The organism is Parendozoicomonas sp. 2304DJ65-17 (assembly GCF_058148445.1).
In genome coordinates, this window is the sequence record NZ_JBYVJV010000002.1 from 460,981 (window position 1) to 481,994 (window position 21,014).

Sequence of the window (21,014 nt, forward strand, 5' to 3'; positions counted from 1 at the left end):
TTGATCCTTGAAAAAATAATCCCCCCAAACAGATCACAGTCCATACTGTTATGAAATTTTTTCAGGGGCAGAGAGGATGACCAACCACCTTGTTCTTACAGTGACTGGGCCAGATTTGCCAGGAATGGAGCAGGAATTAACCCGGATAGTTTCAAGGCATCAGGCTCGATGGGTTGCCAGTCGCATGGCGCACATGGCTGGGCGTTTCGCCAGTATTCTTTTTGTTTCCGTAGCCACGGACGTTCTTGAAACCCTGACATCAGCATTGCAACGGCTGGAATCAGATGGAATCACTGTGAGAATTGATAAGGTTGATTCCTCAATGGTTCCCCCAAAAGAACGACACTTGTTGTTGAACTTGATTGCAGACGACGCCCCAGAACTGGTGACTGATATCTCCCGCCTTCTTGCAGAGCAGCATATTCGCATTAGTGAGCTGCATACTGATACGTTGCCGGCTCCTGATACAGGTGTGAGTTTACAGTCCATGCAGGCACACCTGCGGGCACCAGCAGGTGTGGATATAGAAACTGTGAGAAACCGTCTTGAAGCTCTTTCTCCAGAGCTGATGCTGGACATCAGCCTTGAATAGCCTAGGCCAGAGCGGCTTCCGGCTTCAGATCATAGAGTTCAGATACCAGAGTATTTAACAGGCAGCGTGACTCTTCCTGTTCGCTGTCGAGATCTTCAACAACAGAAAGTAAATCAAGATTGCTGGTGATAAAGGAAACTGCGTCAGAACGTGCCTGAATACCGTTGCTGGAAGCTGTTAAGCGCAACCGGTTAAAATCTTCGACCAGCTGCTGAATGTTTATCCGGTGGGAGACCTGTCGAAAACGATCCTGACAGGCTATCAAGCGGTAATCTATGTCCAACTTCGTTGATGCCAATACTAATGAGACATTGTCAGATTGCCCCATGAATGCTTTTCTGTAAAGACCAGATAGAAAGTATTTTTACTGCTATGTTTTTGCCGTTTTAGAACTATTGAGCAGTTGTCTGCAGATGACTTTCATTGCCTATACCGTGGAGGCTTGGTAATAATGGTATGTATAACAAAAACAACTCATATCACAGGATAGGGAAATGGAATCTGGATTCTGGGATGACAAGCGCCCCGCAGGAGTGCCCGGTGAGGCCGCTCCTCTTCCGTTTAATTCTTTGACGGAATTGATTGAAGACTCATTCTCACGCTACGTAGATAAACCTGCCTTTACAGGAATTGGGCATACTCTAACGTACAGGGATATTGATCTCCTCAGCGGCTATTTTGCTGCCTGGTTGCAAAACCACACTGATCTTAAGCCTGGTGATCGTATTGCTATCCAGCTTCCAAATCTTCTCCAGTATCCTGTTGTTGCTTACGGTGCTTTACGAGCCGGCCTGGTTGTCGTAAATACTAACCCTCTTTATACGGCTCGAGAGTTGCGTCACCAACTGAATGACTCTGGCGCAAAAGCACTTTTGTTTCTGGAAAATTTTGGCCACACAGTAGAAGAGGTTGTCAGCGATACACCAGTTAAATATTTAATTCGAACAGCCTTTGCTGATCTGGTACCAGCTCCAAAACGCTGGATTGTGAATGCACTTGTGCGGCACGTAAAAAAGATGGTGCCTCATTTTGATTTGCCCAGAGCGCTTTCATTCCGGGATATTATAGCCAAAGGGCAGAGTAGTTCTGCTTTTTCTCCTCGCTCTAGAACTACAGATGATATTGCTGTGCTGCAATATACCGGGGGAACAACCGGTGTTGCCAAGGGGGCGATGCTGACTCACGGCAACCTGATGGCAAACATCGCTCAGGTTAACTCTTCACTTGGGCAGAAGCAGGAAGACGGCAGTGACTGGCTAACTTCCGGGCAGGAAACAGCTATTGCTCCTCTTCCGCTTTATCATATTTACGCATTTATTGTGAACTTGATGTATTTCCCTCATACCGGTCAGCACAATGTTCTGGTGGCAAATCCGCGGGATATAGATTTGTTTTTGAAGGCTATCAAACCTTGGAAGTTCACAGTTTTCTCAGGCTTAAATACTCTTTTTGTTGGCCTGATGAACCACCCCGAATTTAAAAAACTGGATTTCAGTGGACTCAAGGTCACCATGTCTGGAGGAACGGCACTTCAGGAAGATACTGCAAGACGCTGGGAAGCTTTGACCGAGTGTCGTATATCTGAAGGTTATGGCCTTACCGAGTGTTCACCGGTTGTTAGTGTAAACCCACTCGGGCAAGCTGCTCAGCCAGGTACAGCAGGTTTGCCGCTACCATCGACAGAAGTTCGGTTCATTGATAAAGAAGGCAATGATGTAGAGTTTGGTGAGCCAGGGGAGCTGTGCGTTCGTGGTCCTCAGGTTATGAAAGGCTATTGGCGCAGAGCGGATGCAACGGAAGAAGTTCTCGATTCTGACGGGTGGCTGAAAACAGGCGATATTGCCAAGGTTGAGGAAGACGGCTTTATTCGTATCGTTGACCGGATAAAAGATATGATTCTTGTTTCCGGGTTCAATGTTTATCCCAATGAAATCGAGAATGTTGTTTCCACCCATCCAGGAGTGGCTAACTGTGCTTGCATCGGTATACCAGATCAGAAGACGGGTGAAGCACCTCTGCTTTATGTGATTGCTTCTAATACGACTCTGACAGAGGAAGAACTCCTTGGCTGGTGTCGGGACAAGCTAACAGCTTACAAGATTCCAAGGCAGGTTGTTTTCCGTAAAGAACTTCCGGTGACACCTGTGGGCAAGGTTCTCAGGAAAGAACTAAGAGAAGAGTATAAGAAGAACCAAGAGTGATAGTTCGTAACGAAGCTCTGCCGAATCAAAGCTTGCTTCGGCAGAGTTTTGTAGCCTGAAAGAGATCAGGCTACAGTATCTTCCTCACGGCGAATCTTACGCACGATAGCCGTTGTTGAGCAGTTATCCAGAAACTCAAGAACAGCCACTTCACCACCATACCCGTGAACAATAGGTGCGCCAACAACCTGTTCTACAGAGTAATCACCACCTTTTACCAGAACATCTGGCTTGAGCAATTTCAGTAGCTCTTCCGGAGTATCCTCGTGGAAAGGCAATACCCAGTCCACGGCTTCCAGACCAGCCAAAACCGCCATGCGACGTTCAACCGGGTTGATAGGGCGGCCTTCACCTTTCAGACGATGAACAGACGCATCATCATTAATCGCCAGAATCAGGCGGTCACCCTGTTTGCGTGCCTGTTCCAGATAGCCCACGTGGCCAGCATGGAGAATATCGAAGCAGCCATTGGTGAAGACAATGCGCTCGCCCTGAGCTTTGGCATCTTCTACAACATTGGCTAGTTGCTCGCGGGTCATCACCCCACGTTCCACACCATGAACACGGCTAACTGCACGACGCAGTTCTGGCATGCTGACAGTCGCGGTTCCCAGTTTTCCAACCACAATACCAGCGGCAATATTGGCCAAGGCAGTCGCTTCTGGCAGAGACATGCCACTGGCTAAACCTGCAGCCAATACACCGATAACAGTGTCGCCAGCACCAGTTACATCGAAAACTTCCCGAGCGCGGGCAGGGAAGTGCAGCTCATTTTCATCTTCTCGCAGCAGAGTCATTCCATGTTCGCTACGGGTGATAAGCAGGGCATCAAGTTCCAGATCACGGCGCAGCTTCTGGCCTTTCTCAACGAGGGTTTTCTCGTCAGGGCAGAGGCCAACAATGGCTTCGAACTCACTCAGGTTTGGCGTGATTACTGTAGCGCCGCGATACTTTTCAAAATCAGAGCCTTTGGGATCAGCAAGTACTGGAATATTCCTGGCACGAGCCATTTTTACCAGACTCTGCAAATCTGACAGCGTACCTTTGCCGTAATCAGAAAGAACCAGAGCATCAGCATTTTCCAGAGACTTTTCGAGATGTTCGGGAATCTGTTCCTGGAAACATTCGGAGAAAGACTCTTCAAAATCCAAACGCATGAGCTGTTGATGCTGGCTGATAACCCGCAGTTTAGTGATCGTTGGCGCATCTTCATGACGGATAAAGTCACAGCTGACACCTGCAGCTTCCAATGTATTACTGAGGCTATCAGCAGCTTCGTCATCACCGGTTGCGCCCAACAGCCAAACAGGAGTACCCAGAGAGGTAATGTTAAGGGCAACGTTTCCTGCACCACCGGGGCGATCTTCCGTGCCAGTTACTCGCACGACAGGAACCGGAGCTTCGGGGGAAATACGCCGGGTCGGACCATGCCAGTAGCGGTCTAGCATTACATCGCCAGTTACAACTACGCGGGCTTTGTCAAAACGGGGCAGGGTAAGCTTCATGCAATAATCTCTGTCACGGTTTCAGCCTGTTCTTCAAACTGCAAGTGATGCAGTCTGGCATAGGCGCCTTCTCTGGCCAGCAGTTCGCTATGGGTGCCGGATTCAATAATACGCCCTTTATCCATCACCAGAATGCGGTCGGCATTTTCAATGGTGGATAAGCGGTGAGCGATAACCAGAGTGGTTCGGTTTTTCATAATGTTATCCAGCGCGGACTGGATATGACGTTCGGATTCGGTATCCAAAGCTGATGTGGCTTCGTCCAGAATCAGCAGTGGAGCATCCTTGAGAATGGCACGGGCAATAGCCAGACGTTGTCGCTGACCGCCAGACAGCAGTATGCCATTTTCACCTACCAGAGTGTTCAACCCTTCAGGCATATTTTCAATAAATTCCATGGCATAAGCTGAGCGGGCTGCCAGACGAATGTCGTCTTCTTCCGTATCGCGCAGATCACCATAGGCAATATTGTTGGCCACAGTATCGTTAAACAGAGATACCTGCTGGTTTACCAGTGCCATCTGCTTACGCAGATTTTTGAGCTGGTAATTCTCAATGGGGTGACCATCAAGCAGGATTTCACCTTGCTCATAGTTATAGAAGCGCGGCAGGAGGCTGGCGAGAGTCGTTTTACCGCTGCCTGAGCGCCCAACCAGAGCGATGGTTTCACCGGGTTTAACTGTGAAGTTGATATCCTTTAATGCTGGAGATTCGGCATTGGGATAGGTGAAAGTCAGATTTTTGATTTCCAGCTCACCATCAACCCTTTCAACTTCAAAGGTGCCTTCATCCTTTTCTGTTTCTTCATCAACCAGTTCGAAAACAGAGTGCGCCGCCACAATACCTTTTTGGATATTGGGGATAACTTCGCTGAGCTGACGAAGAGGCTTAGGAAGAAGACCCGCAGCTGTCAGGAAACCAACCAGTTGCCCCGGAGTGTTGGCAGTGGCACCAGAGCTCTGCAGGTAAAGTACTGCATACATCAGAGCAGCCATGGCGCAGAGAATAATCAGCTGCAGAGTTGGTGTCATAATGGCACCAACTTTTACCATCTTCAGGCCTTTCTTGGTGTTGTCGGTGCTGGCAGCCAGAAAACGGTTCTTTTCATAGGTTTCACCACCAAAGCTACGCACAACACGGTGGCTGGTAATGGTTTCAGAGGCAATATGGGTCACATCGCCCATGGTGTTCTGGATTTTCTTACTGAGTTTTTTGAACCGCTTGCTGGTAAAGGCAACAACACCGGCAATTATTGGCATGATGGCAATAAACAGCAGAGTCAGCTTCCAGTTGGTGTAGAGAAGGTATCCCAGAACTGCGATGACCGTGAGGCCTTCCCGAACAACCACTTTAATAGCATCTGTAGCTGCTGTGGTTACGCCGCCTACGTTGTAAGTAATGCGGGAAATCAGGTGGCCGGAGTTGTTGTCATCAAAGAACTTATTGGGCAGCACCAGCATACTGTTAAAAAGGTGCACTCGAAGGTCGTGGACAACACCAAGAGAAACCCGGGCCAGATAATAGTTACCTAGAAATGAGCCGAAACCCCGAAACACGGCAATAAAGACCATGCCCAAAGGGACAACCAAAACCAGCTTCTCTGGAGTAACTTCTCCCAGGCCCCAGATAGTCACCGGGTCTTGTGCATCGCCGATCAGGGCCGTTGTAAAGTAATCAACCAGCTTTGGAAACATGGGCTGGCTGGCAGCAAAAAAGACATAGCCCAGAATACTCAGGGCAAAATAGGGCCAGTAAGGGCGTACATACCCCAGAAGGCGCAGGTAAATCGCCAGCCCACTGCTTTCAGTTTCAGCGGTGCGGGATTGTTGGGTCATACATCAAAACCTGCTGATAGGAATAAAAGGGAACGATCGTGCAAATCAAGTGAAGCCGATAATCATAACATATCATCAGTAACCGGCTGCAATCCGGGCGTCTTTTAGGGCGGAATTTCCCTATTTTACACGGTTACAAAGCAGACTTTCCTTTTCCTCAGCCTTCGCCACAGGTAGAATGCCCGCCTTTGCCAACCAGCACACACGAAAAGCTGAAGACTTTCAATGCAGATTCTTACTGCTACGGACTATAACAGACTGCGGGACGGCGGCAGTGTTATTGAGGCTGACGGCTTTGGCGATAAGGTGATCAGGCTGAAAGACGGGACGTTTTTGAAGCTGTTTCGTCGCAAACGCCTGCTAACCTCAGAGTTGATATGGCCTTATGCCGTGCGCTTTGCCAAAAATGCTCAAGCCTTGGTTGAGCGTGGCATTCCCACAGTTGAAATAAAGTCTGTTTATAAAATTCCATCTGTTGAGCGTATGGCGGTTCACTACCACCCGCTGGCAGGTGAGACCCTGCGCCAGTGGCTGGCGAAGTGCAATGAGCCTGAAAAGCAGCAGCTGGCACGTGATCTCGGTCGCTTTATTGCCTGGCTGCACCGCTCTGGCGTGTACTTTCGTTCGCTGCATCTGGGGAATATTCTCCGAATGCCAGATGAACGCCTTGGGTTGATAGATATTTCTGATATGCGTTGCCGCCGGTACAGCCTCAGTGAAGGCAGCCGGTTGCGTAATTTCAGACATATGGCCCGTTATCGGGAAGACATGGAGCTGCTGGGTGATTCAGCGGCTATTCTGGCAGAAAGCTATCACGATATGGCTGGTTCCCAAGAAGGGTTCCGGAAGAAATTAGATAATATTCTGGCTGGTCTGTAATCAGCCCAGATGAAAAGAGGCATTTTCCCTGTGATCGAGAAACTCCGGAACGTAGCGATAATCGCTCACGTTGACCACGGCAAAACAACACTGGTCGATAAGCTGCTGCAGCAGTCCGGTACCCTTGGCCGCAAGGATCAGGGTACTGAGCGCATCATGGACTCCAATGACCAGGAGAAAGAGCGCGGTATTACCATTCTGGCCAAGAACACGGCCATTAACTGGAACGACTACCACATTAATATTGTGGACACTCCAGGACATGCTGACTTCGGTGGTGAAGTAGAGCGTGTTCTCTCTATGGTAGACTCCGTACTGCTGCTGGTAGATGCGGTAGACGGCCCTATGCCTCAAACCCGCTTTGTAACCTCCAAGGCTTTCGAACAGGGCCTGCGCCCGATTGTTGTTATCAACAAGGTTGACCGTCCTGGCGCTCGCCCTGACTGGGTTATGGATCAGGTATTTGACCTGTTTGACAACCTGGGTGCTACCGATGAACAGCTGGACTTCCCGGTTATCTACGCATCTGCCCTGAATGGCGTTGCCGGCATGGAACCAGATCAGCTGGCTGAGGATATGACTCCTCTGTTTGAAATGATCACTGAAAACGTTCCTGCACCAGACGTTGATGTTGATGGTCCTTTCCAGATGCAGGTTTCTGCCCTGGACTACAACAGCTACGTAGGTGTTATCGGTGTTGGCCGGGTTAAGCGTGGCCACATCAAGCCAGGTACTCCTGTACGTCTGGTTGATATGCACGGTGAAGAGCGTAACGCCAAAATCCAAAAGGTTATGGGCCACCTTGGCCTTGAACGGGTTGAAACTGAAGATGCCCGCGCTGGTGACATTATCTGCATCACTGGTATTGAAGGTCTGAACATTTCCGACACTCTCTGTGATCCGAGTAGTGTTGAAGCGCTACCTGCACTAACTGTTGATGAACCAACAGTATCCATGACCTTCCAGGTAAACGACTCTCCGTTCTGTGGACAGGATGGCAAGTTCGTAACCTCTCGAAACATCAAGGATCGTCTGGATCGTGAACTTATCCACAACGTAGCACTACGTGTTGAGCAGGGCGACGATGCTGACAAGTTCAAGGTTGCCGGTCGTGGTGAACTGCATCTGTCTGTACTCATCGAAACCATGCGTCGTGAAGGTTTCGAACTGGCTGTTTCCCGTCCTGAAGTTGTTATCCGTGACAACAACGGCGTAAAGGAAGAGCCTTACGAGCAGGTTGTTGTTGATGTTGAAGAAGAGCATCAGGGCGCCATCATGGAAGAGATGGGGCTACGTAAAGCTGAGCTGAAGGACATGGTTCCTGACGGCAAAGGTCGTGTACGTCTCGACTTTATCATGCCTTCCCGTGGTCTGATTGGTTTCCGCTCCCTGTTCCTGACCCTGACCTCCGGTTCCGGCATCCTGACTTCTATCTTCGATCACTATGGTCCTGTGAAAGAAGGTGAAGTTGGCAGCCGTAACAACGGTGTTCTGGTTTCCATGGTTAAAGGCAAGGTTCTGGGATACTCCCTGTTCAACCTGCAGAGCCGCGGCCGGATGTTTATTGATCCGAACGTTGAAGTGTATGAAGGCCAGATTATTGGTCTGCATATTCGTGACAACGACCTGATGGTTAACCCAACCAAGGGTAAGCAGCTGACCAACGTGCGGGCTGCCGGTACCGATGAAAACATTATTCTGACTCCGCCCATTCGTCACACTCTGGAACAGGCTCTGGAGTTTATTGACGATGACGAGCTGGTTGAGATTACTCCTAACCACATTCGTCTGCGTAAGAAGTACCTCACAGAGGTTGAACGTAAGCGCATGAGTAAGAAGAAGTAATTTCTACTCTTCTTTCAAAAGCCCCGCTGCAGCGATGTAGCGGGGCTTTTTATTATCCTGAGTTTGTAGTTTTTCTTTGTAGTGAATGGCAGGGTCGGGCACAATTTCCGAACTATAAAAAACACCAAATATAAAAACGTCAAATATAAAAACATCAAAGGGCTGAATGATGCGACTTCTGAAGTTATGTGTTTTGTGTATAAGCCTGGTTGTGTCAGCAGTTACCCATGCTTCCTGGGTTCTGGATAAAGAGTCTTCACAGCTTTATTTTACCTTTACCAAAAATACCCATTTGGTAACCACTGCAACTTTTACCAGTATGTCTGGCGCAATCGATGCTGAGCGCAATGCTTCCCTGACAATTGGTCTTGCCAGTTTGGACAGTGGTCTTGAAAAACGGGACAGCAGATTAAGAGATCTATTTTTTGAAGTCGCTAAATTGCCGACCGCTGAAGTCAGCTTGAAAATCTATAACCGGGTACAAAAGCAGGTAGAAGAAAGAGGCGAAGTTTCTCTGGAGTTGGGCTTCTACCTGACCATGAACAATGTGCGTAAGCGCATGAAAGCAGATGTTCTGGTTAGACAGAATGATGCTGGTGAAATTGAACTCATTACCCTGAAGCCAATTATTGTGATGGCCGATGAGTTTGGCTTTCAGGACAAAGTGAAGCTGCTTGTGGATATAGCGGGAGTTAATAATATTTCCTACGCCGTACCTGTAACCTTTCGGCTGAAGTTTGTGCCCGTTAAGGCATCTGAAAAAGCCAGCTAGCCAGGGTCTGTAGTTACATGGATACCTGAAGATTTCCGATCTAGTCTTTTCTGAACAGGGAACGTTCAGAGTGTTTGGCTGTTATGAAAATATTGGGACGACATTTCAGGCATTCGAAAAGTCCATTACAGCCTTCTGCGGCTGAAAAAGCTTACCGGGCTTTTAAGCGCAAAATTTCAGCACTTAAGCGAACAATTAAACAGCTCTTCAATCGCTCAAGAAGACATTTTCCACCTCCTCGGGATATCCATACCCGGAATATTTCCAAATCTCATGCTCCTTCAGTTCTGTATGGCTTAAACCCAAGAAATGAGCCAGATGTCATCTACATAGAAAAACAGGTATGGGGTCAGCAAACCTGTGGCACTCACGCCGCTAATGCATTCTTTGGAAAGCATGCGCTGGAGCCTTATGACATCTACAAACAGAAGGATGTTGAAGTACTTCTGAGTCGGATGCAGGAACGTTGCCTGAGAGCAGCGCCGGAAGAGAAGCTACCACCGGCTTCTCAGCTTACCCTTCATAACGCGGTCTATGATGAATCGTTGATTGAAGCTCTGGAGAACCTGAAGGGAGACAGGGTTATTCTGGTATCAGGCTTAAGTCATCATTTCGTGACGTGCGTAAGAGGAGAGAGTGGGCAGTGGTATGTAGTAGACAGCCTTAACCACGGAAAAAAAATAAAAGTGGACAGCCCTGCCTCTTATCTCAAACTCCTCTACCACGGCCGTAACCCTGAACGGATGAAACTGAAGAAAAAGATAGTTTCAGTTATACATATGAAAGGCGAGGATATGCCCGGTTTTGAACAGAACTAATTCCACTCCAGCTTGCGCAGAAACCACTCGCCTTCGGTTTTTTCCCAATGCCCGGTATAACTGACTAAACGACCATTTTCTGGAATAAAGGAACTCTGGCCAGAAAGAATAGCTGTGCCTTTGGTGACAGCGTTATCACCGTTAACTGTCGTATCGCGGCGAGTAGAAATCACATTAATGTCCTTATGACGCATAAAGTGAAAAGCCATCATGCGCATGGCTGACCTTTTGTCCAATTCATGGCTGCCGGTAAACTCAGGACTCAGGTTATCCAGAACCTGATCCATCTCTTTGTTGCTCAGCCCTGCAAAAGCCTTATCAATGTTTTGGTTGATCGCTTCTTCATCGGGAAGTTCGCTGCAGCCGGTAAGTAACAGGGTGGAGAGAATGACGCTGGAAAACAGTCTGTTCATAGGCTTCTTCTTGGTTTATTGTCGGAATCGTCTTTACTGATTCCTATCACGGCTGATTTGATCAGAGCCGGTATAATTGCCTTTAAGATGGTGCTCCATAGGAGTAGTGTTGTAAATGTTGCGGTGGCACCAACACGTCAGGAACTCACAGGGATTTTTCAATGCTGACCCTCTACCCGCCCATTAAGCCCTATGCCCGTCATAATCTGCCAGTCTCCGGTGGACATAAAATCTATATTGATGAGAGCGGCAATCCGGAAGGCATACCTGTTATCTTCCTCCACGGCGGCCCTGGTGTCGCGTGTGACAAACACAGTCGTCGATTCTTTGATCCACAGATGTACCGGATCATTATCTGGGATCAGCGTGGCTGCGGTCGTTCAACACCTCACTCAGAGCTTCAGGATAACACCACCGATGACCTGATCTCTGATATGGAAGCAATCCGTACAGAGCTGAAAATTGATAAGTGGCTTGTTCTGGGTGGCTCATGGGGTTCCACTCTTGGCCTGCTCTATGCTGCTCGGCATGCTGACAAGGTTCTGGGGCTGATATTGCGCGGTGTTTTCCTGGGCAGAAAGAGCGATACCCGTTGGCTGTTTGATAAAGAGGGAGCTGGGCGAATTTTTCCGGATTACTGGCAGACATTTGCGTCTCACTTTCCTGAAAATGAAAGAGATGACCTGTTAAAAGCCTGCTATCAACGCCTGACTGGTGATGATGAACTGGCCAGAATGGGAGCGGCGAAAGCCTTCTGTACTTGGGATGCGCACTGTTCAACATTGCGCCCAAGTCAGGAAGTACTGGACAGTTTCTCTGACCCTCACAAAGCCATCGCTCTGGCGCGCATCTGTATGCACTATCTGATGAATGATGTGTTTTTGAAAACTGACGGTGTTCTGCTGGAGCTTTCTGCAATAGAAGATATTCCCGGCATTATTGTTCATGGTCGCTACGATCTGATCTGTCCTCTGGAAAATGCCCTGACTCTTCAGGCAGCATGGCCAAATAGCGAGCTGCATATTGTGAGGGATGCAGGGCATTCAGCTTTTGAGCCAGGGATTCGTGATGCAATGGTTCGTGCTACGGATGAAATGGCGCGTCGGTTTAAGGCAGAATTTAATCTCGACAGAAGCTCGTAACACAGAGGCTTGTTTTAAGGAGCAGTTTTCTAGTGAAACTGCTCCTGTATCTCGAAGTTGTCGACGGCCAGTTTCCAGGTGCCGGACTCTGTTTTTATCCATTCTTCCAGAGTGATAATTCCCCGGCCAACATTCATGCGCCAGTTGGCTCCAAGATGTACTTTGCTCTCGCTAATCTCCTGTAGCCAGATATCGGTATAAACCAGATCGGTGGCTCCGGATTGGATAAAAGGGCGCCAGAAGTTGTCGATATTTTCCCGGCCACTGTATTCTCCCATGGGTTTGGCTTCCATCTCCGCTTTCGGTGTGTAAGCCGAGATACAGTAATCGGTATCTCCCTTGTTAAAGTGTTTAATCCAGTTTTTACTGGCGTTCAGCGTTGCTGTGAGACTGTCATGATGCATGGTGAATGATCTCACGGAAAATGAACGGGAAAGTTTAGTTCGAACACTCAGTCTCTGATTGGAAGAGTGGTGATTATGAAGTACACCCTTATAACTGGTGCAACAGGCGGGCTTGGCAAAGCTCTGGCAGTCAGGCTGGCACAGAAGCAGGAAACTCTTCTGCTCGTTGGCAGAAACAGACATAAGTTGCAGGCTCTTTCTGAAGAGTTAACTGGAGAACACCTTATATTTAGCTGTGATCTGAGTGATGCTGAAGCCGTAACAAATTTGAAAAACTGGGTGCATGAAAATCTGGGATTACCTTCAAAGATTATCAACTGCGCCGGCGCCGGATTGTTTGGCTCACTGGAATCGTTGGATGACAAAGACATTCAGCAATCATTAATGGATAACCTTCTCCCCATTATTTATCCGTGTAAGGCTTTTGTTCCGGACATGAAACAGGCTGGCGGTGTGATTGTGAATGTTATGTCGACTGCAGCATTGAAAGGAAAAGCAGGAGAATCTGTCTATTGCGCCGCTAAATGGGGTGTGCGTGGATTTACCGAATCCTTGCGGGAAGAAGTAAAAGGTTCTCCATTAAGAGTTGTGGCTGTTTATCCTGCAGGTATGGCAACAGGTTTCTGGGAAGACACTGGTGTGAACTACCCGGTTGAAAGTTTTATGTCTGCTGAGCAGGCGGCAGAGATGATTGCCAATGCTTTAGGTCTGGCAGACAAAGGTTTTGTGTCTGATATAACTTTAAGTCGTTAATCGTTTTAGGAGTTGTGAGTGAAAGGACTGATTCAGCGAGTCAGCCATGCCCGTGTGGTGGTAGATGGTGAGACTATTGGCGAAATTGATAATGGGGTTCTTCTGCTGTTAGGTGTAGAAAAAGATGACACACCAGAGAAGGCCAGTAAGTTGCTGGATAAAGTTCTTAAGTACCGCATCTTTTCCGATGACGCAGGCAAGATGAATCTCAGTCTTGCTGATACTGGCGGTGGTTTGCTGGTGGTTTCTCAGTTCACTCTGGTTGCCGATACCCGTAAAGGGCTGCGCCCAAGTTTCAGTTCTGGAGCATCACCGGCGCTTGGCGAAGAGCTTTATGACCAGTTTGTAGGGATGGCAAAGGAGAGGCACTCTAAAATTGCCACCGGCAGCTTTGGTGCAGATATGAAAGTCAGTCTGCTCAACGATGGGCCGGTGACATTCTTGTTGGAAGCCTGATGCTCTGAAGCGGCAAGTCTGCCTGTATGGGGGCTTGCTACAGCAAACAGTATTCAATTTTGAAATTTTGATGAAGGATGTGTAGCAGAGGCAAAATTGACTTGAGCAAATGAGGCACCATGACATAGGCTTTCAGTATGGCTGGAAAAATATCCTGAAAAGCCGATGCACGAGTAAATATAACGCAGTTTATCTGCCGATGATGCCAGAGAAATGATGCCCAGCCGTTCTATCCCAAAACTCCCCAGAAAACTTGTCTGGGGAATTGTTTTTATCCTGCTGCTGCCAGGCTCTGGCTTTGCCAAACGAGCTTCCCTGCAGGAACTGTTTCTTGATGCCGAAAAATCTCTGGAACAGGGTAATAACAGTTTTTACCTTGAGCACCAGAACACCCTTGCCAGTTATCCATTAGTTGGTTATCTGGAATACCTGTATCTGGTTAAGCGTTTTGATCAGTTGTCACAGCAGGATATTGATCAGTTTGTGGATAGCCATTCTGATCAGCCAGAAGCATCCAGGCTCCAATACAAGTGGTTAGACTGGGTTGCCCGCAAACAACGCTGGAATGACTATCTCACGGCGTATAAGCGTGTAAAAGTGAGTGGTGGACGCTATCAGTGTCTGAAAGGTCGGGCTTTGCTTAACACGGGCAAAACTGAGGCAGCCTGGAAAGAAACTGAAAATCTTTGGTTGGTGGGTAAATCTCAGGATAAAGCCTGTGATCCGCTATTCAAACGCTGGAAGAATGAGGGACTGCTGACACAGAAGCTGGCAGTTGAACGTTTCTGGCTGGCGGTGGCCAACAATAAGATTTCGTTAGCGCGGTATATTGATCGAAGTATTTCCGCTGAAAATTATAAACAATCAACCAGACTGTTCTGGAAAATTCGTAATAATCCTTCCCTGTTAAAAACATTGTCGTTTCTTGATGGGCGACAGGCTCACCACCGTCAGATCATGCTTTATGGGGTCAAGCGCCTTGCTTCCCGTAACCGGAATCAAGCTGTTGATATCTGGCTGGCGTTAAGGAAAAAACATCCTTTCGAGCCTTCTCAAATTGCGCGAATCGATAAACGGCTGGCTATCAGGCTTGCCAAGAGTTTTACGGGAAATGCTGCTCAGCAGATTGCTCGTATTGATGCCGATTACAAATATCCAGAAGTGACTCGCTGGCGGGTGCGTTTGGCTCTGGCTGATCAGGATTGGTCGCAAGTCGTTAAAACCATCGATAAGCTGCCAAAGCACGAACAGAAAAGCCAAACCTGGAGCTACTGGCGTGCAGTGTCTCATCTCAAACTTAATAGTCATCCTGAAGCGAAAAACAGTGATTTGGAACGGCTTCGGCAAGAACGAAGTTTCTACGGATTCTTAGTTGCTGACCTTACCGATAAGCCTTTTATATTGAATCATAAACCAGCTACACCCCAACGCAGTGAACTGGATCAGCTGATTGCCCGGTATAAAGGTTTGGCCAGACTTCAGGAATGGTTGAAATTAAAACGCATCACTAAAGCCCAGTCTGAATTGAATGTGTTAAAGCCAAGGTTGACCAGTCAGGAGCGGAAATTGCTGCCTTATGTGGCACGCCATATGGGCTGGCACCACCAGGCAATCATGTCGGCAGCACAGCAGGCAATGTGGAATGATCTGGATTTACGGTTTCCATCACCGCAAAAGAGTTTGTTTACTCGTTATGCCAAGAAACGAAGTATTGAAACATACTGGGCGATATCCATTGCCCGTCAGGAAAGCGCATTCAACCCTACCGCACGCTCCCATGCCGGAGCCAGAGGGTTAATGCAATTAATGCCTGCGACAGCCAAACAGGCTGCGAAGCAAAGTCGGCTGTCTTATCGGAACGCCTCAGATCTCTATCAGCCAGAGAAAAATATCGCTATAGGAACGGCGCATCTGGCATGGTTATCTGAGCGGTTTGAAGGTAATAAAATATTCGCCACGGCAGCCTATAACGCTGGAGGTTCAGCCGTACGCCGCTGGTTAAAAGCCCGTGGGCATTTGCCGCTGGATGTCTGGATTGAAACCATCCCTTATGATGAAACCCGCCAGTATGTGCAAAATGTGCTGGCATTTCGGGTGATTTACAGCCTTAGAAGCAATGGTAAGGCAGAAATGTTCACTCCCAGTGAAGCTGCCCGGCTGGCTTTAACACCGGCAGAACAGTTACTGATTGCTTCCTATCCATAAAGCATTAAAGCGTCTGTTTAACACTGTCCCGAGCCTCAGAGCTCGGGTGGTGGACTCAAACGAGAGTGCCATTTTGTTTGAGAAATCTGTACCCTGCTGTATTTGAGTGCGCCTATATAAGATCAAAGCAGGGAGCCGAATAATGTTTCATTGGTCGCATACCGCCAAGACCATGTTTTTTGCCAGTATCTTGTTTCTGAGTTCAGGATTAAGTGCTGAAACGCTATTACTTGATGTTCGCACACCTCAGGAATTCTCTTCTGCTAATTATCCGAATGCCGTAAATCTGGATTTTCGTTTGGTGTCTTCACATATAGCCAAACTGGCAGACAATAAAAACGACACAATTCTTTTATATTGCCGCAGCGGGAATCGTGCCTCCATCGCCGAAAAAGAGCTGGAAATGATGGGTTATACCGATGTGCGCAATCTTGGTGGCCTGAACGACGTTGTTCAGCTATGCCCGGATGAAAGCTGCAGTGCAGAGCAACTGGCTGAATTGAGCAGGTAGATCATTCCACACCCTTGGCTAAACTGTTGGGCGGTTCTCACTGGTCAGCCTACAGGTGTTGGTAAATGAACGCTTTCAGCTTTGTCAGATTTTGCAGAAGCTCAGTTTTCACTGTATTGGCAGGAGGGTTCTTCTCAGGAGTTTGTTTTGGATATGGTAACGCCAACTGCGGTGAAGCTTCTGATATGAGTTCACATTTTCTGTGTTGTGCTGAGCCAAACCATACTGAAAACAGTATCTGGGCACCTGCTCCCAATCATGACTACAGCTGTGATGATGGCTGGAGAGATAACTGTGGCTCAGGCACACATCTTTGGAGTGATGAGCATGACAAACTAACGGGGGATACCATGGCTGAATATTGCAGAGAACACCATAAGCCCGGCCCTGTGTTCCAGTAATCTAAGTGTTACCTGCAGGTGGCCCCATCAATATTTGGGCTGCCTGACAGGTTGTTGGCTCAGAGCCCAACCGCACTTTTAAATTTACCCCAGTAATACGCGACTTTAGCTGAGAATGAAGCTCCCTGTGTTGTAGGGGAGGCATCACCTGATGAATTGTCGTCATGATCTGTGTGGCGGCGTTTAGTTTCTGGCGGCGTGAAAGCTGTTTCATCATCACTGTCGCTTTCGGAGCTGCTTTCATCCAAATCAGACTCTGGCGAGTGGCTTCGTGCACGCTTTCTATTTTCCGCTTCAAATGGAGGATGTGAACAACCTGCTTCATCTTCAGGATGGTCTACAGGTTCTGGTGGTTGAACCTCTTCTGGTTGAGGAACAGGTATTACCGGATAGGTAATAGAGTCTGGCTCAACTTTTTTCTGGAGTTCAGCATATTCTTTCCGAAGAGCCTGATGTAATTTGATCAGCCCCATTTTAACGATGTCGTCATAGGCTTCGTTGCCTGGATTTTCTTTTTCCCAAGCTGCAATAGCTGTCAGTGAAGTTGCCTTATATGTTCTTTCGAGCCATGACTCATATATTGGATATCTCGATTCAGAAGGTTTGAGATCATAGTGAAATTTTTCCCGGAAGTTATCCATTAACCATTTACTGTTATCCAGATTTTCTTTGAGTGGATTTCGCTGATTGGAGGTCTTGTTCAGGGAGCTAAACCAGGTGATAAGCCTGTCTGTTCTCTCTACGCATTCCTCAGATTGCAGTTGCTCTGCATTGTATGAATTACCTGAAACCTGGAAGGGCATTTCTGCTGCGCATCGATTAACTCTTGTTAGACAGGTGTGCACAAGCATTTCTGAGTATTTTGCCTGTTGGAAGCAGTTGTTACAGCTGAAGGTGGCCTTTTTCAGGCGTTTGAGTAGTTCTTCGTCCTGCTTTCTGAGGCCATCCAGTGTGGTGCCGTCATGACGCTTTTTACAGAGGCGGCAGAAGTCTTCATAAAAACGCCGGTCGATAGTTTCTGGAGCACAGACATTACAGAGTCTATGCCCTACTGGACAGCTAGTTCTCAGTGCGGGAACCCACGTTCCTCGGCAAACAACCTGTGTTCCATACTCAAGGTCTTCACCGTAATGGAAAGGGGATGAGCAAATACGAAATGTTCGCCCAAATCTGTTGACCATGCCATCAACTGCGCGCTGTGGTTGTTGATTACAAGGTAGGGAATCATCATGAGGGATTTGCGAAGTACTGCATGCACCAGCTTTCGAAAACATAGTTCTGTCCTGAATGAAAACGTTGAGTTCATTAGGACGCTGGGAAGATACAGATGTTACAGAAAAGCGCGGATAATGTCGGGCTGGCTGACTGTTTTGTAAGTATTGCCAGAATCAAAAACGCCAGCTCTGGGAGCTGGCGTTTTTAAAGCAGAGGGATTGTCTTACATCTGCTCAACAGTCTCGATAGTCAGGCATCCCAGGCCCAGCTTCAGAACGCGGGCAGTCAGTGCGCACAGCTGCAGACGGCTGTTCTTCACGTCAGCGGCTACGTCGTCCTTGTTCACAGGGCAGAATTCGTAGAACTTCATAAAGGCACCAGCCAGTTCGAACAGGTAGGAACACAGGATATGTGGCATACCTTCACGGGCTACGCCGTCAACGGCCTCACTGAACTGCATCAGCTTCATAGCCAACTCACGTTCAGCCTGTTCGGTGATCTTGATATCGCCGGCCAGGGAAGCTGCTTCAACGCCAGCCTTACGGAAGATACTCTGTACACGAGTGTAGGCGTACATCATGTAAGGCGCGGTGTTACCTTCGAAGGAGAGCATGTTGTCCCAGTCGAACACATAATCACTGGTACGGTTCTTGGACAGGTCAGAGTACTTCACGGAACCCATAGCCACAGCGTTAACAACCTGAGCTTTCTGCTCGGCAGTCATATCTGCGCCTTTTTCGTCGATCAGCTTTTCAGCACGAGAGGTGGCTTCGTCCAGCAGGGTAGCCAGCTTCACAACGCCACCGGCACGGGTTTTGAACGGCTTGTTGTCTTTACCCAGCATCATGCCGAAGTAGTGGTGTTCCAGAGTCACATTCTCAGGAACAAAGCCAGCCTTGCGAACGATGGTCCAGGCCTGCTGCAGGTGTTGAGCCTGACGGGCATCGATGTAGTACAGGATACGGTCAGCGCCGAAGGTTTCGTAACGATACTTGGCACAGGCCAGGTCGGTGGTGGTGTACAGATAACCGCCGTCACGCTTCTGGATGATAACGCCCATTGGGTCACCATCCTTGTTCTTGAACTCGTCCAGGTAAACGACCATGGCACCATCGTCTTCATTAGCCAGACCTTTTTCTTTCAGGTCAGCAACGATTTCGGGCAGCATGTCGTTGTACATGCTCTCGCCCATGGTGTCTTCGGCAGTGATCTTCACACCCAGACGCTTGTAGGTGTTCAGGTTCTGCTCCATGGTCACGTCAACCAGTTTCTGCCACTGCTCACGGCACCACTCGTCGCCGCCCTGCAGTTTCACCACGTAGTTACGGGCACGCTTGGCAAACTCTTCATCTTCGTCGTAATGTTTCTTGGACTGACGGTAGAACTCTTCCAGGTCACCCAGCTCAGAGTTCATAACTTCAGGGTTAGTCTTCTGCAGCTCTTCCAGATGAGCGATCAGCATACCGAACTGGGTACCCCAGTCGCCGATATGGTTAGCACGCACAACCTTGTTGCCGAGGAATTCCAGAGTCTGGGATACCGCGTCACCAATAACGGTGGAACGCAGGTGAGCCACGTGCATCTCTTTCGCTACGTTTGGAGCAGAAAGGTCAACAACGATAGTCTGAGGCTTTTCAGACTTGGCTACGCCTGCACGCTCATCCTTGCTGTAGCCGGTCAGGGTTGCAGCCATCCACTCAGGCTTCAGGAAAATGTTGATGAAGCCTGGGCCTGCGATCTCGATTTTGTCGGCAGCTTCAGACAGATCCAGATTATCGATAACCTTCTGAGCCAGTTCGCGAGGATTCATGCCCAGTTTCTTGGCCACTGGCATTACGCCGTTGGACTGATAATCGCCGAACTGAGCGCGGGCGCTTTGGCGAATCATTGCCGGGCTGTCGGCAGGTGCGCCAGCGGCCACGAGGGCGGCGGATATCTTTTGGTCAAGGAACTTGAGCACGTTCATGGAGCAATCCTTAATTCAGGCGGTGCAGATTTGAGTAATTTTACAAGGGTTTAGCCGAAATGGCGGTGGCAGTTAAGAAAACTGCGCCAACGTCGAATCAGTTATTTCGTCGTCGGATTGAATTCTGGCGGGAGCGAATATCAGAAAAAAATACAGCCATAGCAATTCCGGCAAAAGAAATACCGGTGCTTTTTAGTAGAAAGTGGTCATTTTTACTGGCTGTCATCATGCATTGCATGCTATCGGAATTCCATATCTCTCACAAGACGGCTAACCCTGATATTACCCGCTATTGTATTGATGACCGATTAGTCTTGCTTAGAAAGATAAACTCGTGGCGCTACTGCCATGCAGCGAACAATTCTTTGTGGCAGGATGGGAATAATATTTTAGGTTTCAGTTCTGCATAAACAGGCAGGCTGTTAAGCAGGGTATAACCTGCATTTCTTTTTGTCCTTGAGGGAATTATGGCGGGCGCTAACAGAGGGACTGGCAGGCGGACTGGCAGAAATGGAAATAAACGTAAGAAGGCCGGGGCAAAAACAAAAGTACCCGGCTGGCTTTGGTTGATGGCCGGTATTGCCATTGGCGGTTTTGGCATGATGCTGACCGAATTGGCACCAAATGTTGGTATGACCCCAGATGCGAAGCCAGACACGGCGAAGAAAGGCAGTGAGGCTGAAACGAAGGGGCCGGTTTTTGATTTTTATACGCTTCTGCCTGAGTCAGAGGTTTTGGTGCCTTCGGAGAAAAAGGCCGATCCACAGAAGCCTTCAGCTAAGCAAACAGTCACCAAATCAGAACCAGCCAAATCAAAGGCCAAAGCGCCTTATTCTGAAGAACCGGCAAAGACCGGTCGCAGATATCTTTTACAGGCAGGCTCCTTTCGAAGTGAACAGGATGCAGATCGTCTTCGTGCCCAGCTGATCCTTACCGGTTTTGAGGCTCGTATTGAGAAAGTGAAAGTACGTGGCGGAGAACAGTGGCACCGAGTTCAGCTCGGCCCATTTAACAGTGAGCCGGAGGTGAGAGCAGTGCGGCAGCAGCTGGCTTCACAAGGTTTGGAAACTATGCTGCTGCAACAAAGATAAACCAGCTGTT

21 protein-coding genes are annotated in these 21,014 nt (G+C 48.4%); 14 read left to right on the forward strand and 7 right to left on the reverse strand.

Annotated features, from left to right (window positions below; translation table 11 throughout):
* Positions 1-76: 76 nt before the first annotated feature.
* Entirely contained in the window at positions 77-592 is a 516-nt protein-coding gene (locus ACY2RR_RS07040; protein ID WP_490107430.1) for a glycine cleavage system transcriptional repressor, read from the forward strand.
* A gap of 1 nt (position 593) precedes the next feature.
* On the opposite strand, the gene ACY2RR_RS07045 is transcribed toward ACY2RR_RS07040, so the two are convergent.
* Positions 594-920: a hypothetical protein gene (locus ACY2RR_RS07045; protein ID WP_490107431.1), complete on the reverse strand. Its 327-nt coding sequence runs from the start codon at positions 918-920 to the stop codon at positions 594-596.
* A gap of 166 nt (positions 921-1,086) precedes the next feature.
* On the opposite strand from ACY2RR_RS07045, the gene ACY2RR_RS07050 reads away from it, so the two are divergent.
* Positions 1,087-2,793, forward strand: coding sequence for an AMP-binding protein (locus tag ACY2RR_RS07050; RefSeq protein ID WP_490107432.1), 1,707 nt, complete (start codon positions 1,087-1,089; stop codon positions 2,791-2,793).
* Positions 2,794-2,858: 65 nt separating this feature from the next.
* Here the strand turns inward: ACY2RR_RS07050 and hldE are convergent, their stop codons facing one another.
* A complete protein-coding gene (gene hldE / locus ACY2RR_RS07055) occupies positions 2,859-4,298 on the reverse strand; it encodes a bifunctional D-glycero-beta-D-manno-heptose-7-phosphate kinase/D-glycero-beta-D-manno-heptose 1-phosphate adenylyltransferase HldE (protein ID WP_490107433.1) in 1,440 nt (479 codons plus the stop codon).
* The gene (gene msbA, locus ACY2RR_RS07060) at positions 4,295-6,133 is read right to left on the reverse strand and encodes a lipid A export permease/ATP-binding protein MsbA (protein WP_490107434.1); all 1,839 of its coding nucleotides are present in this window, start codon (positions 6,131-6,133) and stop codon (positions 4,295-4,297) included. Before msbA ends, hldE begins: the two co-directional genes overlap by 4 nt.
* 225 nt (positions 6,134-6,358) lie before the next feature.
* Here msbA and ACY2RR_RS07065 point away from each other — a divergent pair, with 225 nt between their 5' ends.
* The 4 genes from ACY2RR_RS07065 (at position 6,359) to ACY2RR_RS07080 (ending at position 10,447) form a co-directional block, all read left to right on the forward strand.
* The gene (locus tag ACY2RR_RS07065; protein ID WP_490107435.1) at positions 6,359-7,012 is read left to right on the forward strand and encodes a lipopolysaccharide kinase InaA family protein; all 654 of its coding nucleotides are present in this window, start codon (positions 6,359-6,361) and stop codon (positions 7,010-7,012) included.
* Positions 7,013-7,042: 30 nt separating this feature from the next.
* Positions 7,043-8,857, forward strand: coding sequence for a translational GTPase TypA (typA, locus tag ACY2RR_RS07070; RefSeq protein WP_490107436.1), 1,815 nt, complete (start codon positions 7,043-7,045; stop codon positions 8,855-8,857).
* Positions 8,858-9,023: 166 nt separating this feature from the next.
* On the forward strand, positions 9,024-9,629 hold the full coding sequence (locus tag ACY2RR_RS07075; protein WP_490107437.1) for a YceI family protein: 606 nt from the start codon (positions 9,024-9,026) through the stop codon (positions 9,627-9,629).
* An 83-nt stretch (positions 9,630-9,712) separates the two neighbouring features.
* Complete coding sequence (locus ACY2RR_RS07080) at positions 9,713-10,447, forward strand: hypothetical protein (protein ID WP_490107438.1); 735 nt, start codon at positions 9,713-9,715, stop codon at positions 10,445-10,447.
* Here the strand turns inward: ACY2RR_RS07080 and ACY2RR_RS07085 are convergent.
* Positions 10,444-10,860: a hypothetical protein gene (locus ACY2RR_RS07085; protein WP_490107439.1), complete on the reverse strand. Its 417-nt coding sequence runs from the start codon at positions 10,858-10,860 to the stop codon at positions 10,444-10,446. The genes ACY2RR_RS07080 and ACY2RR_RS07085 overlap by 4 nt on opposite strands.
* Positions 10,861-11,021: 161 nt before the next feature.
* Between ACY2RR_RS07085 and pip the strand changes: the two genes are divergently transcribed.
* On the forward strand, positions 11,022-12,002 hold the full coding sequence (pip, locus tag ACY2RR_RS07090) for a prolyl aminopeptidase (RefSeq protein WP_490107440.1): 981 nt from the start codon (positions 11,022-11,024) through the stop codon (positions 12,000-12,002).
* Positions 12,003-12,031: 29 nt separating this feature from the next.
* Here pip and ACY2RR_RS07095 read toward each other — a convergent pair whose 3' ends face one another.
* A complete protein-coding gene (locus ACY2RR_RS07095; protein WP_490107441.1) occupies positions 12,032-12,406 on the reverse strand; it encodes a Cif family virulence factor in 375 nt (124 codons plus the stop codon).
* Between the two features lie 75 nt (positions 12,407-12,481).
* Between ACY2RR_RS07095 and ACY2RR_RS07100 the strand changes: the two genes are divergently transcribed.
* From ACY2RR_RS07100 to ACY2RR_RS07120, 5 genes are all read left to right on the forward strand, one after another.
* Positions 12,482-13,159 carry an SDR family NAD(P)-dependent oxidoreductase gene (locus ACY2RR_RS07100; RefSeq protein WP_490107442.1) on the forward strand — a complete coding sequence of 226 codons (678 nt, stop codon included), beginning with the start codon at positions 12,482-12,484 and terminating at the stop codon, positions 13,157-13,159.
* A gap of 18 nt (positions 13,160-13,177) precedes the next feature.
* Positions 13,178-13,615: a D-aminoacyl-tRNA deacylase gene (dtd, locus tag ACY2RR_RS07105; protein WP_490107443.1), complete on the forward strand. Its 438-nt coding sequence runs from the start codon at positions 13,178-13,180 to the stop codon at positions 13,613-13,615.
* A gap of 213 nt (positions 13,616-13,828) precedes the next feature.
* Positions 13,829-15,820: a transglycosylase SLT domain-containing protein gene (locus tag ACY2RR_RS07110; protein ID WP_490107444.1), complete on the forward strand. Its 1,992-nt coding sequence runs from the start codon at positions 13,829-13,831 to the stop codon at positions 15,818-15,820.
* Between the two features lie 142 nt (positions 15,821-15,962).
* Positions 15,963-16,331: a rhodanese-like domain-containing protein gene (locus ACY2RR_RS07115; RefSeq protein ID WP_490107445.1), complete on the forward strand. Its 369-nt coding sequence runs from the start codon at positions 15,963-15,965 to the stop codon at positions 16,329-16,331.
* A gap of 185 nt (positions 16,332-16,516) precedes the next feature.
* A complete protein-coding gene (locus ACY2RR_RS07120; RefSeq protein WP_490107446.1) occupies positions 16,517-16,732 on the forward strand; it encodes a hypothetical protein in 216 nt (71 codons plus the stop codon).
* A gap of 59 nt (positions 16,733-16,791) precedes the next feature.
* Here the strand turns inward: ACY2RR_RS07120 and ACY2RR_RS07125 are convergent, their stop codons facing one another.
* Positions 16,792-18,006 (reverse strand): hypothetical protein, encoded by a 1,215-nt coding sequence (locus tag ACY2RR_RS07125; RefSeq protein ID WP_490107447.1) that lies wholly within the window; start codon positions 18,004-18,006, stop codon positions 16,792-16,794.
* 164 nt (positions 18,007-18,170) lie between these two features.
* On the reverse strand, positions 18,171-19,913 hold the full coding sequence (argS, locus tag ACY2RR_RS07130; protein ID WP_490107448.1) for an arginine--tRNA ligase: 1,743 nt from the start codon (positions 19,911-19,913) through the stop codon (positions 18,171-18,173).
* 59 nt (positions 19,914-19,972) lie between these two features.
* Here argS and ACY2RR_RS07135 point away from each other — a divergent pair, with 59 nt between their 5' ends.
* Complete coding sequence (locus ACY2RR_RS07135; RefSeq protein WP_490107449.1) at positions 19,973-20,323, forward strand: hypothetical protein; 351 nt, start codon at positions 19,973-19,975, stop codon at positions 20,321-20,323.
* A 57-nt stretch (positions 20,324-20,380) separates the two neighbouring features.
* On the forward strand, positions 20,381-21,004 hold the full coding sequence (locus ACY2RR_RS07140; RefSeq protein ID WP_490107450.1) for an SPOR domain-containing protein: 624 nt from the start codon (positions 20,381-20,383) through the stop codon (positions 21,002-21,004).
* Positions 21,005-21,014 lie beyond the last annotated feature (10 nt).